Genomic DNA, 15,485 nt, shown 5'->3' with positions numbered 1-15,485 from the left:
GACATTAGCGCTAAGTGAACCTTATAGAAATATAATAGGTGAGTTTAGGAATAGCAACTAAAATATAACGATGCCAGTGACTAGGTTTATGGGCTTGTATAAAGGGGTTTAACCCCTTATGTATGACGGCATTTTTGTTAATAATTTAAGCCTTTTGGCTGGATCAGCTTAACTCAGCAATAGTTACGAAAACAAAGAAAAAAAAACTCTGTATACCTCGATATAAGGAAAAATAAAATGTTAGATAATTTCCCGGATAGGTGCATTCACGAACTATTTGAGTTCCAAGTAGAGCGATCGCCTGATGCCATTGCCGTAATTTTTGAAGGGAAGCAGCTAACTTATCAGGACTTAAACTCTCAAGCTAACCAGTTGGCACATTATCTGAAGACTGTGGGTGTTGGGCCAGAGGTATTGGTGGCAGCCTGTGTGGAGCGATCGCTGGAGATGGTTGTAGGTCTATTAGGTATTCTGAAAGCAGGGGGAGCTTATGTACCGCTAGATCCGCATTATCCGGCAAATAGACTGGCATTTATGTTGGAACATTCTCAAACGCCAGTGTTGCTTACACAACAGCATTTAGTCGAGTCTCTTCCCTCGCATCAAGCGCGTGTCATCTGTTTGGATGGGAATTTAGAAACTGTCGATCGCTCCAGAGAGGAAAATCCAGACAGTGGGGTGACATCGGATAATTTAGCTTATGTGATTTACACATCCGGCTCAACTGGTCAACCGAAGGGAGTAGCGATCGAGCATCGGGGTGCTGTCAACACTCTACTCGATATCAACCAACGCTTTGAAGTGGGAGCGGGCGATCGGGTCTTAGCTCTATCTTCCCTGAGCTTTGACCTATCGGTATATGATATTTTCGGCTTGCTGGCAGCAGGAGGAACTGTTGTAATCCCTCAAGTATCAGCAACGCCAGATCCCGCTCACTGGGTCGATTTGATAGTGCAAGCACAAGTCACTATCTGGAACTCTGCACCGGCATTGATGCAGATGCTGGTAGATTATGCCGCTGTTCATAGCAAAGATTTATCTTCGTCTCTGCGATTAGTCCTTCTCAGCGGCGATTGGATACCTTTGACTTTGCCAGATCAAATCAAAAATTTAGTTTCTAGGTGGGTGTCGGAAAGTTTAGATTTAGATATTGAACCTCAGTTGAGTAGGGCGGGCGTCCAGCCCGGCCAGTGCCTTGATTCAAGCTCTCAGCTAGACGAATCTTTAATCCCTGCTGTCATCGGCTTAGGAGGTGCAACGGAGGCTTCTATCTGGTCGATTTTATATCCCATCGAAACAATAGACCCCACCTGGAAAAGTATCCCTTACGGTGGGTCAATGACCAACCAGCATTTTTATGTGCTCGACGAAGCGATGGAACCATGTCAAGAGGGAGTAGTCGGAGAGCTTTATATTGGGGGAATTGGTCTAGCCCGATGCTATTGGCGAGATGAGGAAAAGACTAGCAAACGCTTCATCACTCATCCCCATACAGGCGATCGGCTTTACTGTACGGGCGATTTGGGTAGCTATCTGCCGGATGGCAACATCGAGTTTATAGGCCGCATCGACCACCAAGTGAAAATTCGCGGTTTCCGCATTGAACTAGGCGAGATTGAAGCGGTGCTGGGACAACACCCCGACGTGCAGGTAGCAGTGGTAGCAGCACAAGAAGATGTCCCCGGACAGAAGCGCTCGATCGCCGCTTATGTTGTTTCCAAGGTCACCGCAGAACGAATACCCTTTAAAAGCGAGTGTTTAGCAGAATTTGATGGCGATCGCTCAGTTAAGTTAGAAACAGAAGACATATCGATCAGTGGGATTGGCGCGATCGGAGTGCCAGATAATTGGTCAAAAGGTAAACGCCTGCACTTGCGCCTCGTGCTACCGGGAGATACCGAAGAGCGATGTTTTGAGGGAACTGTCGCTTGGTGTCAAGGAAATCAGGCAGGAATTGAGTTATCTCTCACAGCGAGTGAAAAAGCTGTGATTCAGCAGAGTATGGACTACCTCCTAGAAACTCAAGGCTTCTTAAAATTTTTGCAACGCACGACAGCGGGCAAGTTGCGTAACTTCCTGAAAGATAAGTTGCCAGACTATATGGTGCCTTCCAGCTTTGTGTTCCTGAAAACCATGCCGCTCACGCCCAACGGCAAAATAGACCGTCAGAAGCTACTAGCGCCTGCCATTAAAATTCCCGAACTAGGACAAGATTATGTGGCACCTCAAACTCCTGTGGAAGATGTGGTGGCAGGAATCTGGGCCGAAGTTCTGGGACTAGAGCGAGTGGGTATTCGCGACAATTTCTTAGAATTGGGAGGTCACTCTCTGGTAGTCACGCAGATTGCAACTCGAATCCGAGACACTTTCCAGGTAGAGTTACCTTTGCGTACCTTGTTTGAGTCTGCCACAGTCGCCGATCTGGCTCGCAATCTGGAAATCGCCAGTCAAAAATCTCCAACACCCCAGCCTTCCTCGATTCAACCGATTTCGCGGCATCGGGACTTACCTCTATCCTTCAGCCAGCAACAACTGTGGTTTTTATGTCAACTGGCTCCCGATCTACCTTTTTATAACGAACCGATTACCATTCGCCTACCTGGTTCCGTCAACATTGCTGCTCTGGAGCGCAGCATCAACGAAATCATCAAGCGTCACGAAATTTTGCGAACGACCTTTGCTGTCGTGGATGGGCAGCCAGTGATGGTGATTCAAGATGCCTTTAATTTCATCCTGCCAGTGGTGAATATTGGGGAATTGCCAGAGGCAGAACGGGAGTCTGAAGCATTGCGGCTGGGAACTTTGGAAGCGCAGCAGCCTTTTGACCTTACCCAAGGGCCACTGCTGCGGGGTACTCTCATGCGGTTGGGCGAGGCTGATTACAGGTTGTTCCTGACCATACACCACATCGCGATCGATGGTGTTTCTTTGTACAGCTTGTTTATGAAGGAACTGGCGACACTCTACAGCGCCTTTTCTTTGGGCGGGCGATCGCCCCTGCCAGAACTGCCGGTTCAGTTTGCGGACTTTGCCTATTGGCAACGGCAATGGCTACAGCCAGAGGTGCTGGAAAACCAACTGAGATACTGGAAACAGCAACTAGCGAATCTGTCAACGCTGCAACTGCCCACAGATCGATCGCGATCGCCAATCCAAACTTTTCGGGGTGCAAGGCAATGTCTAGCGCTACCTCAAACTTTGAGCGAGGCGATCGCGAAATTGAGTCAGAAAGAAGGCGTTACCCTCTACATGACACTGCTGGCAGCGTTCAAAACCTTGCTCTATCGCTACACGGGGCAGACCGATATTGTTGTAGGCACTGTCACCGCAGGACGCAACCAGCCCGAGATTCAGCAGCTAATTGGGTGCTTCGTCAACACTTTGGTACTGCGTACCGATTTCAAGGACAACCCTACTTTCCGGCAGTTGCTCGAAAGGATGCGGGAAGTGACTTTGGAAGCATTTGCTTGCCAAGATGTGCCTTTTGAGAAGTTGGTAGAAGCACTGCAACCGGAGCGAAATTTGGGTCAAAACCCGCTGTTCCAAGTTGCTTTTGTTCTCCAACCCCCAATGTCAGGCGTTAATTCGATTCTGAATTGGAGCCAGTTAGATATTGATACCGAAACGGCAAAGTTTGATTTAACCCTGGAATTACAGGAGACATCCGAGGGCATAGTCGGTCGTTTTGAGTACAGCATAGATTTGTTTAATGCTGACACGATCGATCGGATGGTTGGACATTTCCAAACCCTGCTGGAAGGAATCGTCTCTAATCCAGAGCAAAAAATCTCAGAATTACCCCTTTTAACTGAGTGGGAACGGCAGCAGTTAGTAGCGTGGAATAATACCGCAACCGATTACCCTCAAAATGCGTGCATACACCAGTTGTTTGAAGAGCAGGTAGAGCGATCGCCAGATGCTATTGCCCTAGTATTTGAAGACCAACAACTTACCTATAAAGAGCTGAACCAACGAGCAAACCAGTTAGCGCATTATCTGGGCAAATTAGGTGTCACCGCTGAAGTAATGGTGGGAATTTGTGTAGAGCGTTCCTTGGAGATGGTAGTGGGACTGCTGGGTATTCTCAAAGCTGGCGGGGCTTATGTACCACTAGATCCAGCTTATCCGCCAGAGCGTTTGGCCTTGATGTTAGAAGATGCCCAAGTACCAGTGCTGCTGACTCAGAGGCGGTTAGTTGAATCTCTTCCCAAACACCAAGCGCGAGTTGTCTGTCTGGACACAGATTGGGAAATTATTGAGCGACAGAGTGAGGAAAATCCTGAATGCAGCTTAACCTCTGAGAACCTGGCTTATGTGATTTACACTTCCGGGTCTACAGGGAAGCCAAAAGGCGTACTTGTCGGGCATCGAGGACTATGCAACCTGGCTATAGCACAGATTCAGATATTCGACGTACAACCGAACAGCAGAGTTCTCCAATTTGCTTCCTTGAGCTTTGATGTTGCAACTTCCGATTGGGTTATTGCCTTGTGTTCGGGAGCAACTCTCTGTATCGCAATCAATAATGCTCTTTTGGCAGGTTCTGATTTGATTGAGGTATTGCGCGATCGAGCTATTACCCACATTGAATTACCAGTAGCAGTCTTGGGAGTTGTTCCTTTTGAAGAGCTTTCTACATTGCAAACAATTATTGTTGGGGGAGAAACTGTTTCCGTCGATGTTGTGGCTAAGTGGGCACCGGGTCGTCGATTCTTTAACGCTTATGGGCCGACCGAATCCACCGTTTGTGCAACGATCGCCGAATGTACCGATAGTCAAGAGCCGCCGTCCATCGGTCGCCCGATCGCCAATACGCAAGTTTATCTGTTGGATGCCCATTTGCAGCTTGTGCCGATCGGCATTCCCGGAGAAATCTATATTGGCGGTGCTGGTTTAGCGCGGGGCTACCTCAACCGACCTGAACTAACTGCGGAACGCTTTATTCCCAACCCCTTTAGCAACGAACCGGGTTCTCGCCTCTATAAAACAGGCGACTTAGCTCGCTACTTACCCGATGGCAATATCGAATTTCTAGGCCGCATCGATCACCAAGTAAAAATTCGGGGCTTCCGCATCGAATTAGGAGAAATTGAGGCGGTATTAAGCCAACACCCAGATGTGCAGGAGTCTCTAGTTATCAGCCGCTCCGATGTCTCCGGCAACCAGCGCTTAGTCGCTTATATTATTTCCAACCTCGGACTAGAACACACAGATTTCGGCAGTTGGCGAAACTTTTTGAAGCAAAAACTGCCCGACTATATGGTGCCTTCCAGCTTTGTATTTTTGCCTAATTTCCCACTTACACCCAATGGCAAAGTAGACCGTAAGGCACTGCCTGAACCTGAGGCTATTAACCCAGAGTTGTCAGCAACTTATGTGGCTCCTCAAACTGAGATAGAACAAAATATCGCTACTGTTTGGCAACAGCTATTACACTTGGAAAAAGTAGGTGTAGATGATAATTTCTTCGATTTAGGAGGTCATTCATTATTGATGGCTCAGGCTCACAGCCAACTGCGCGAAGTGGTGGACAGAGATGTGTCAATCGTTGAAATGTTTAAATATCCAACCATCAGCTCTTTGGCTAAATATTTAAGTGAGGAGGCTGCGGAACAATCCTCTGTTGGGTCAAGTCAAGAGCGGATCAAAAAACAAAAAGATGCCATGAACAGCCAAAAGCAAAAACAAGCGCTAAAGGGAAAGAATAAAAATCGATAACTCTAAATTTTCCAAATGAGGTACGTAGTTGCGCTCTTAGGTACGTAGTTGCGCTTCAGCGCTCCGGAAGGAGGCTCAAGCCCAACAACATACCATCCCGAAAGAGGGCTCAAGCCCAACAACATACCATCCTCAAAGAGGGCTAAAGCCCAACAACGTACCTAAGAGGGCTAAAGCCCAACAACGTACCTAAGAGGGCTAAAGCCCAACAACGTACCTAATCAATTGTCCAAAGTATTGTTACCAGGAAAGAATCAAAATGGATAACTCTGAAAAAACCACCCAATCTTCTCTAGAAGGTATCGCGATCGTCGGCATGGCGGGTCGCTTTCCTGGCGCGAAAAATGTTGATGAGTTTTGGCAAAACCTGCGTGATGGTGTTGAATCTATTTCTTTCTTCTCCGAACAAGAACTAGCATCTTTCGGGATTGACGAGTCAGTCGTGCGCGATCCTCGCTATGTAAAAGCCAGAGCGGTACTAGCAGATATTGAGTTGTTTGATGCTTCATTCTTTGGGTTGAATCCTAGAGAAGCTGAAATCACAGATCCACAACACCGCTTTTTCTTGGAATCGGCTTGGCAGGCTCTAGAAAATGCGGGCTACAACTCGGAAACTTACGAAGGTGCGATTGGGGTTTACGCAGGCGCAGGGAGTTTCAATACTTATTTTTTGAATAACCTTTATCCGAATCGTCAGCTTAGAGAATCTGTGGGAGATTTCCAACTTACGATCGCCAATGAGAAAGATTTTCTGTCAACTCGCGTTTCTTATAAATTAAACTTGAAGGGGCCGAGTGTTACTGTCCAAACAGCCTGTTCAACTTCATTAGTTGCGATCGGCATGGCTTGCCAAAGTTTGCTAAATTACCAATGCGATATGGCTTTGGCTGGTGGCGTTTCTATAGGCGTCAATCAAAAGACAGGCTATTTTTATAAAGAGGGCATGATTCTTTCTCCAGACGGGCACTGTAGGGCTTTTGATGCTAATGCACAGGGAACTGTTAGCGGTAGCGGTGTGGGAATTGTGGTTTTGAAAAGATTAGAGGAGGCGATCGCAGATGGAGATTATATTCATGCGGTAATCAAAGGTTGCGCTATTAATAACGATGGTGCTCTGAAAGTTGGCTACACAGCTCCTAGTATAGACGGTCAGGCGCAGGCGATCGCAGATGCCTTAGCAATAGCCGAGATTCCCCCTGAAACCGTCAGCTATATAGAAGCTCACGGAACTGGAACACCCCTCGGCGATCCGATCGAAATCGCTGCGCTGACGCAAGCTTTCTCTGTGGATACTAAGAAAAAAGGCTTTTGTGCGATCGGTTCGGCCAAAACCAATATCGGACATTTAGATACTGCGGCTGGTGTTGCTGGCTTAATCAAAACTGTCCAGGCTCTCAAACACCAGCTAATACCCCCTAGCTTGCATTTTGAACAGCCAAATCCTCAGATTGATTTTGCCAACAGTCCTTTTTATGTCAATACCCAACTTTCCGAATGGAAAGCAGGTAAATCACCCCGTCGTGCTGGAGTTAGTTCTTTTGGCATTGGTGGAACTAATGCTCATGTAGTTCTTGAAGAAGCGCCTATTGCAGAAGCATCAGGAGAATCTCGCCCATCGCAACTATTAGTTATCTCGGCAAAAACTAGCTCTGCACTTGATAGTGCTACTGCCAACTTAAGCAAGTATTTGAAACAAAATACCGATGTAAATTTTGCTGATGTGGCTTACACGCTGCAAGTCGGCAGAAAGGCTTTTAACCATCGACGCATAGTGGTTTGCAATGACAGTCAAGATGGTTTTACAGCCCTTGAGAATCTCGATTTAAAACGAGTTTTTACCAACTTCCAAGAGTCGAAAAATTCACCTGTCGTATTTATGTTTTCAGGACAGGGTTCGCAGTACATCAATATGAGCTTGGAGGTTTACCAAGTTGAACCAACATTTCGCGAACAGATCGATCTATGTTCGGAAATTCTGAAACCTTACTTGGGCATTGACTTGCGCCACGTACTTTATCCAAGCGCAGCAGAAGCAGAAGCAGCTACCAACCAACTAACACAGACTGCGATCGCACAACCTGCACTATTTGCGATCGAATATGCTTTAGCTAAATTGTGGATGTCTTGGGGAGTGCATCCTCAAGCAATGATTGGTCATAGCATTGGCGAATATGTAGCAGCTTGTTTGGCTGGCGTGTTCTCCTTGGAAGAGGGCTTATCCTTGGTAGCTGCACGAGGTAAATTGATGCAACAACTGCCTGCTGGTTCCATGCTTGCAGTGCCACTTACAGAACAGCAAGTCAAACCCTTACTCGGCAATAAGCTGGATCTAGCTGCGATCAATGGAGCATCTCTAAGCGTGATTTCAGGTGCCATCGATGCCGTAGATGAATTGGAACAAAAACTAAAAGAAAAAGGTATAGAGGGTCGCAGGTTGCACACATCCCATGCCTTTCATTCACAAATGATGGAGCCAATTTTAGAGCCATTTACCGAACAGGTGAAAAAAGTCAAGCTCAAATCACCAAAAATTCCCTACATATCCAATGTTACTGGGAATTGGATTACAGCGGAAGAGGCGACAAGCCCCAGTTATTATGCTCAACATCTGCGTCAAACAGTAAGGTTTGCAGAGGGTTTACAACAGCTATTAAACCAGCCCAATCAAATATTGCTAGAAGTGGGTCCCGGACGGACATTGAACACGCTAGCAAAACAACATCACAATAAGCCTTCTGAACAGATTATACTTTCTTCATTGCGCCATCCGCAAGACCAAAAATCAGATGTAGCTTTCTTACTTACTACATTGGGTCAGCTTTGGCTAGGAGGAGTACAAATAGATTGGTCTCAATTTTATGCTGATGAGCAGCGTTATCGTCTCCCATTGCCAACCTATCCCTTTGAGCGCCAACGTTACTGGATTGAACCACCAGGAATCGAGCAACCGATTAAAATTGGATCTTTGTCCGATGACAATTCCCCAAATGTAGATTCAGCACAACTCCATTCTCGACCGAATCTACAAAATACTTATAGTGTTCCTAGAGATGAAATGGAGCAAACTATTGCTACGATATGGCAAGAATTTCTGGGGATTGAGCAAGTGGGAATTGATGATGACTTTTTTGAGTTAGGGGGGGATTCATTATTGGCAGTTCAACTAATAACTAAGTTAAACGAAAAACTGCAAAAAAACTTGTCTCCCCACAGCCTGTTACAATCATCAACTATTGCAGCTTTGGCTGAATTAATTAAAGATGATTCCGAGTTGTCTGCGAGTGATAATCGGCAATCCCAGTCAGCTTCTGAGTCCTTATTAGTGGAGATTCGGCGGGGGAGTTTGAAACAACCTTTGTTTTTAGTGCATCCGGTAGGCGGACACGTTTACATTTATCGGGATTTGGCACGTTATCTCGGTTCAGAGCGGCCTATTGTGGGAATACAAGCACCTGCTTCGGTTGATGAAACAGATGCCTGTACTACAGTTGAGGAAATGGGGACTCGCTATATCGAAGCTTTGCAGATTCGCCAACCTGAAGGGCCCTATTTCCTAGGAGGTTCTTCCTTTGGTGGCACAGTTGCTTTTGAGATGGCGCAACAACTGAATGCGATCGGTCAAAAAGTAGAATTGCTAACTCTGATAGATACTCCTGGCCCCGGTCAAATGCCTGTTTTAGCGACAGAAGATGATACAGCAATTCTGGTTTATATACTAGGTGTTGGTTTCGATCTGTCTCTTTCTTTGGATGTCCTCCAACAGCTTGAGCAAGATGAGCAACTTCTCTACTTTTTAGAGCAAGTAAAGATTGCTAATAGGGTAGTTCCTCCCGATTTTGGATTGCCTGAGATTCGTCACTTTCTTCATCTGTTTAAAGTACACGGTCAAGCTATGCGAAATTACATCCCTCAAGCTTATCCGGGTCGAATTATCTTTTTTCGTGCTAGCGAACAAAATGAAGTTAATCCTAAAAATCCTGAATTGCCATGGATTGAGGTGGCTGGGGGAGGGATAGAGGTTCGAGAGGTGCCGGGAAATCATATTACTATGAATTACCCTCCTCATGTTCAGGTTATGGCCCAACAACTTAGAGAATATATTGATTAGGTACTGATTAGGTACGTTTTAGGTACGTTGTTGGGCTTTAGCCCTCTTTCAGAGCTCTGAGTACCTTTCGGAGCGCTGAAGCGCAACTACGTACCTTTCGGAGCGCTGAAGCGCAACTACGTACCTTTCGGAGCGCTGAAGCGCAACTACGTACCTTTTGGAGCGCTGAAGCGCAACTACGTACCTTTATGTATGAATATCGGAAATTAACTTTAGAAGAACGGGTGCAACTTGTTAATGAAAGGTTGGCTAAGGGATATCCTGCTCATTCTCCACCTCATCCAGTGCGAGATTTTGAATTTTATCATCTTACAGTTAGTTGTTTTGAGCATAAATCTCGGATTAATACTCAGGAACGCCGTCACCAACTTTTAGATTCAATTTTTGAGAAGTTTATTTCCGATGGTATCGAAATTAATGCTTGGGTAGTTTTACCGAATCATTATCATCTCTTAGTCCATCATGTTAATATGCCACAATTAAGTGTGCTATTTCGTTCGATTCACGGCCCCTTGGCTCGACAATGGAATCTTGAGGATCGTGTTACAGGTAAAGTGTGGTGTTCATTTAGCGATCGCGCTATTCGTTCCGAAAGGCATTATTATACCACTATTAATTACATCAATTACAATCCTGTCAAACATGGCTGGGCAAAATCTCCTTATGATTGGTCAGCAAGTAGCGTACATTGGTATTTAGAGTATCAAGGAAGAGAGTGGCTAAGAAGTGCATGGACAGAATATCCGGTAAGAGATTATGGAAAAGGATGGGATGATTAAGGTAGGTAGTTAAAGGTACGTAGTTGCGCTTCAGCGCTCTTAGGGTACGTAGTTGCGCTTCAGCGCTCTTGGGGCTCGCATCCCAACAACATACCAAAGTGCTCTTGGGGCTGAAGCCCAACAACATACCAACAACTTATAATTGAAGATTGTAATTCACAGGATAACTCATGGTTTTATATACAGAAAATGCCCAACCTGAAGGCGAAAAATCATCGTCAGTGCTACTAGAAATGATGTATGGATTTAAAAGATCCCAGGCTCTTTTTGTGGCGGCTAAACTGGAAATTGCAGATATTCTGAGTGATGGTTCTAAGACTGCTGATGAACTTGCGGAAGCTGCTGGGGTAAATTCTCAGGGTATTTATCACCTGATGCGTATGCTAGTAAGTGTTGGTGTGTTTTCTATGGAAGATAATGATAAGTTTTGCTTGAATGCTCTGGGCAAGCATCTCTTGACTGGTACTTCTGATTCTTTGCGAGGTACGGTTCTGGCAATGGGTGATGAACTATATCAGGGATGGGGGAATTTATTGTACAGTATAAAGACGGGAGAAACGGCTTTTGAACATAGTTTTAAGATGAGTTTTTATAGCTATTTGACGCAGAATTCTGAGGCGGCTATAAATTTCAATGAGTGGATGAAGGAGACAACAAGGGAGTGGCTGCTTCCGGTGCTTGAAGCTTATGATTTTTCAGGATTTAAGACGCTTGTGGATGTTGGAGGGGGCATTGGAACTCTAACGGCTGTTATTCTGAATGCAAATCCCCAAATGCAAGCTATTTTGTTCGATCGCGAAGATGTTATTGTGGATGCACCTCAGGTTTTGCACGCGGCTGGAGTTGCAGATAGGTGTCAAGTAGTTGGAGGCAGCTTTTTTGAAGCGGTGCCGCGTGGTGGGGATCTTTACTTACTCTCTCGTGTCCTCCTCAATTGGGATGATGAGCGTGCTATTACAATTCTTAAAAATTGCTATCAAGCTATGACAGCTAACGATCGCCTGCTGATTGTTGATTTTATGTTGCCTTCAGGCAAAATGTCGCCTTTTATTGGTATGGGTAGCCTAACTTTGTTTGTGATAGGCGGTACTTTTATGCGGAGGGAAGATGAATTTTATCATTTGCTTTCCTCTGCTGGCTTTAAAGTGACTGATACGATCGCCACAAAAGGGCCTGCAAGTGCGATCGAGGCGGTAATAACCAATCCTAGTTAGCCACTCCTGTTATGATTGAGCGGTTGAGACCGCTTGCGGACAAATGAAATGGGTGCATCTCACTTTGTACAAAGCAAAACTGAGATACTCTCAGCGAAGTCAGCCGACGCGGACTAATGAGTGCGGACTTCCTTCAGTCTTGTTGGGTAGAAAACTGGCGGGCGCCGATCGCAGAAAAGGCGATCGCAGCCACCAACAAAACAGGTATGCTGTACCAAGGAAACTTGGCGATATCGTAAGCAGCAGCCCTCAATCCAATGCTGGCATAAGTCAGCGGTAACAGATAAACTATCCCTTTCAGGGCTACTGGTAGCGACGCGGGGTCGAAAAATGTCGCGCCCAAAAATGACATCGGAGTTATCAGAAAATTGTTGTACAATCCGACTGATTCGAGAGATTTTACGTTTAAACCCACTATCACTCCCAGGCCCGCAAATACAGCGGAGTTGAGAATTATCACTAACAAAAATAGCGGATGCAAAAATACTAGCTTTTGAGTAAACACAACTGCTACTAAAATCACGGAAACCGAAGTTAGCAGTCCCCGCAGTATTCCGGCTAGCATTTTGCCTGCGTGCAAAGCTAGGGGGTGTACCGGCAGCAGTAGCAATTCCTCAAATGTTTTACTAAAAAGGCGTTCGCCACAAATAGAAAATACTGCGCCTGTAAAACTTACTGTCATCGATGAAAGTGCAACCATTCCCGGCAGCATGAATTCTAGATAATTGCCACCAATTGCCGGTTTAGGCATGGAACTGCCCAACCCGAAACCAAAAGCTAGAATGTAAATTAATGGGGATGTTAAACCAGCGGCGGCAATTGGCAGGATTCGGACTCGCAAATCTAGCCATTCTCCCCAAAACACGGTCATTGTGTCTGTTAGTATAGTTTGAATTGAGTTTTGTTTCATGGCGAGGTGATTTGCATAATAGATATCAAGTTCTGTTAATTAACGGGACTAATGACCGTAGTAAAATTGGTTTGTAGTGAGGACTTTAGTCCGCATCAAAAAGGACTAAAGTCCTCACTACAAACCTTTTGGATGGCGGGTAATTGACCGGACATGATTTTACATCTTGCTCATTATCCGGTTAAAAGGTTAAATAATCAAGGCTGCTGCACTGTTCTAATTTAGTTTCAGTTACAGGCAATTTGTCTGCTGCTACTTTTTCCTGTTCTCGGTTCAACCAAATTGCTTTTAAGCCTGCGGATTTGGCGCCGCAATAATCGGCTTTGAAGCTGTCGCCGATATGCCAGACATTCTCGGCTGTGCAGTTGTGCTTTTGCAAAGCTGCGGTGAAAATTTCCGGCTGGGGTTTTGCTGCACCTACTTCGGTGGAAATTGTCACTGATGTGAAATATTCTGCTAAATTGAGTGCTTTTAATACTGGATAAAGTCGCGAGTCGAAATTCGAGACTACTGCTAATTCGATTCCTTGTTGCTGCCATTTATTTAAGGCTGGGAATACGTCGGGATAGACGAACCAAGGTTCGGGGGTGGCAAAATGAGCGTAGAGTTCGGCAAAAAATTTGGGAAAGTCTGAAAATTGATTGAAAACGCCTGCTATTTGAAAAGCTTTTGCCGAAACTGCTAGCCACCACTCAAATTCTAGTTGGGGAATTTTTGCTGCTTCGATTCCTGGAAATGTCATCGGATTTGCTGAGGCGAAGCTTTGGTAAAATGCTGTATTTAAGTCTTTACTATTAACTGTTACTCCGAAGTTTTTGGCTAGTTTTGCGTAGACTTCGCCGACGCTACCGCGAACGTAAAATAGTGTGCCTGCTGCATCTAAAAAGATAGTTTTTGTCATTGGTTAGAATGAATTTGAAAACGAGTAATATAATACCGGGCGAAGGTCATTCGCGTCTACACAAACACTCACGTGCCTCCGCAGGTTCAAGAATCAGAATCAGAATAATACCGTGCGAAGGTCATTCGCGTCTACACAAACACTCACCTGCCTCCGCAGGTTGAAGAATCAGAATAATACCGGGCGAAGGTCATTCGCGTCTACACAAACACTCACGTGCCTCCGCAGGTTCAAGAATCAGAATAATACCGGGCGAAGGTCATTAAGTTATTTTTTTCAGTCCGCGGAGGCGGACATCGTTTGTGTAGACGCGAATTCTATTCGTACGTCTTATCTCAAAAAGATGAGGTATAACTGACAGCTTACATAACCGTTTAAACCAAGAGGGCCCAAGCCCAACAACGTCCGCGAATCTTTCTGATAACCGCTATATTACTTTTTCAGCAACTCCTGAATCGGCTTGCTAATCCAGTTGAAACCAACTTTTAGTTGGTGGTCAAATGTTGGCATTCGATAGAGATAGGCTAGGCGGCGTGCAATGTGTGCTAGTTGTCCGTCGAGTTTGATTCCTAAACCTGTCAGGGTGGCTTCGTCTATTCCTAATGTCATCATTTCTCCTAGCGGCTGATACCGGAAAGGTAGTAATGGTCGATCGCTCAGGGATGCCCATATGTTCCATGCCGTGTAGTCAGCTTGCTGGAATGCTGTTTGGGCTGTTCCGGGGACTTTTTGACCTGTTGCGTCGTGACATTCGGCTAAGTCTCCCAAGGCAAATATGTCTGGATGGTCGATGATTTGCATCTGGGAGTTAACTATTAGTTGACCGCGGTGGTTTTGTTTGAGGGGGAGCGATCGCACTGCTTGACTAACTTGGGTTCCTACTGTCCACAATACTATGTCTACGGGAAGAACATCTAATTGTCCTTTGTAGAGTAAGGATATGGTGTCGGATTCGATCGCCTCTACTGCTGTTTCTAAGTCGATCCAGACTTTGCGTTTTTCTAATGCTTTGTTGGCGGCTTCGCGGTTGAACTCGGGTGATGTCCGCAAAATCGTGTCGCCTTGCTCGATTAATCGGACGCGACCTTTGTCTCCGAGTCGATCGGCTAATTTACAAGCTAATTCTACTCCCGAATAACCGGCGCCGACGATCGCAATCCGAATTTTGTCGGGGTTGCTAGCTTCGAGAAACCGCAGTCTTTCTTCCAAGCGGTAGGCGTCGTCGAGGCTGCGGAAGGAATAAGCGTATTCAACGGCTCCTTTGACCATATCTAGGGGTGTTTCGCCACCTAAAGCTAATACTAGGCGATCGCACGGAATTTCTGGCCCGTCGTGCAACTGCACTCGCTTGGACTCCACATCGATGCCGGAGACAGTGCCTTGACAAAAGCGCACGCCTGTGTTTTGCAAGAGTTCCGCAAAGGGCGGCGCGATTTCCCAGGTTTGGAGTTCGCCGGTGAGGAGCTCGTACAGTAGGGGAACGAACAGGAAGCGATCGCGACGGTCAACTAGGACTATTTCGGGTTTTTCGGTTTTGGAGAAGGGTAACTGACTCAAGCGGAGGGCTGTGTGGAGTCCGCCGAAGCCTCCGCCGAGAATGCAAATCCGGGGTTGTTGTTGAGTCATGGTTTTTGTTTGAGGGCGATCGGTAGCAAGGCAACTTATCTTATTGTAACGAGAGTGGAGGATTGGGGGAGCGGGAGATGGGGAGAGGGGGAGAGGGGGAGAGGGGGAGATGGGGAGATGGGGAGATGGGGAGAGTCGCAAAATCTTCCTTCTTCCGACTTCCTTCTTCCCTCTTCCTTCTTCCCTCTTCCTTCTTGCTATTATCCACCCTCAAATTTTTTGAATGTTC

The 15,485-nt window shown here is 46.0% G+C and carries 7 protein-coding genes; 4 read left to right on the top strand and 3 right to left on the bottom strand.

Translation table 11 applies throughout. The features are described 5' to 3' along the window. Positions 1-237: 237 nt before the first annotated feature. The 4 genes from JGK22_RS02445 to JGK22_RS02430 all read left to right on the top strand — a co-directional run bounded on the left by JGK22_RS02445 (position 238) and on the right by JGK22_RS02430 (position 11,819). Positions 238-5,718 (top strand): non-ribosomal peptide synthetase, encoded by a 5,481-nt coding sequence (locus JGK22_RS02445; protein WP_293196954.1) that lies wholly within the window; start codon positions 238-240, stop codon positions 5,716-5,718. A gap of 259 nt (positions 5,719-5,977) precedes the next feature. After that, positions 5,978-9,826 carry a beta-ketoacyl synthase N-terminal-like domain-containing protein gene (locus JGK22_RS02440; protein WP_293312252.1) on the top strand — a complete coding sequence of 1,283 codons (3,849 nt, stop codon included), beginning with the start codon at positions 5,978-5,980 and terminating at the stop codon, positions 9,824-9,826. 188 nt (positions 9,827-10,014) lie between these two features. After that, entirely contained in the window at positions 10,015-10,605 is a 591-nt protein-coding gene (locus JGK22_RS02435; RefSeq protein WP_293179913.1) for a transposase, read from the top strand. A gap of 170 nt (positions 10,606-10,775) precedes the next feature. After that, positions 10,776-11,819 carry a methyltransferase gene (locus tag JGK22_RS02430; RefSeq protein WP_293204359.1) on the top strand — a complete coding sequence of 348 codons (1,044 nt, stop codon included), beginning with the start codon at positions 10,776-10,778 and terminating at the stop codon, positions 11,817-11,819. 133 nt (positions 11,820-11,952) lie between these two features. On the opposite strand, the gene JGK22_RS02425 is transcribed toward JGK22_RS02430, so the two are convergent. From JGK22_RS02425 to JGK22_RS02415, 3 genes are all read right to left on the bottom strand, one after another. Further along, a complete protein-coding gene (locus JGK22_RS02425; protein ID WP_293190902.1) occupies positions 11,953-12,729 on the bottom strand; it encodes an ABC transporter permease in 777 nt (258 codons plus the stop codon). 181 nt (positions 12,730-12,910) lie between these two features. Continuing rightward, the gene (locus JGK22_RS02420) at positions 12,911-13,630 is read right to left on the bottom strand and encodes an HAD-IA family hydrolase (RefSeq protein ID WP_293204357.1); all 720 of its coding nucleotides are present in this window, start codon (positions 13,628-13,630) and stop codon (positions 12,911-12,913) included. A gap of 432 nt (positions 13,631-14,062) precedes the next feature. Continuing rightward, on the bottom strand, positions 14,063-15,256 hold the full coding sequence (locus JGK22_RS02415; RefSeq protein WP_293219385.1) for an NAD(P)/FAD-dependent oxidoreductase: 1,194 nt from the start codon (positions 15,254-15,256) through the stop codon (positions 14,063-14,065). Between the last annotated feature and the right edge of the window lie 229 nt (positions 15,257-15,485).

Origin of the sequence: Microcoleus sp. PH2017_08_TRC_O_A (assembly GCF_020738665.1) — a bacterium.
Taxonomy (GTDB): Bacteria; Cyanobacteriota; Cyanobacteriia; order Cyanobacteriales; family Microcoleaceae; genus Microcoleus.
Note: the sequence above shows the minus strand (reverse complement) of the source record. Positions and strands in the feature narration are given on the sequence as shown.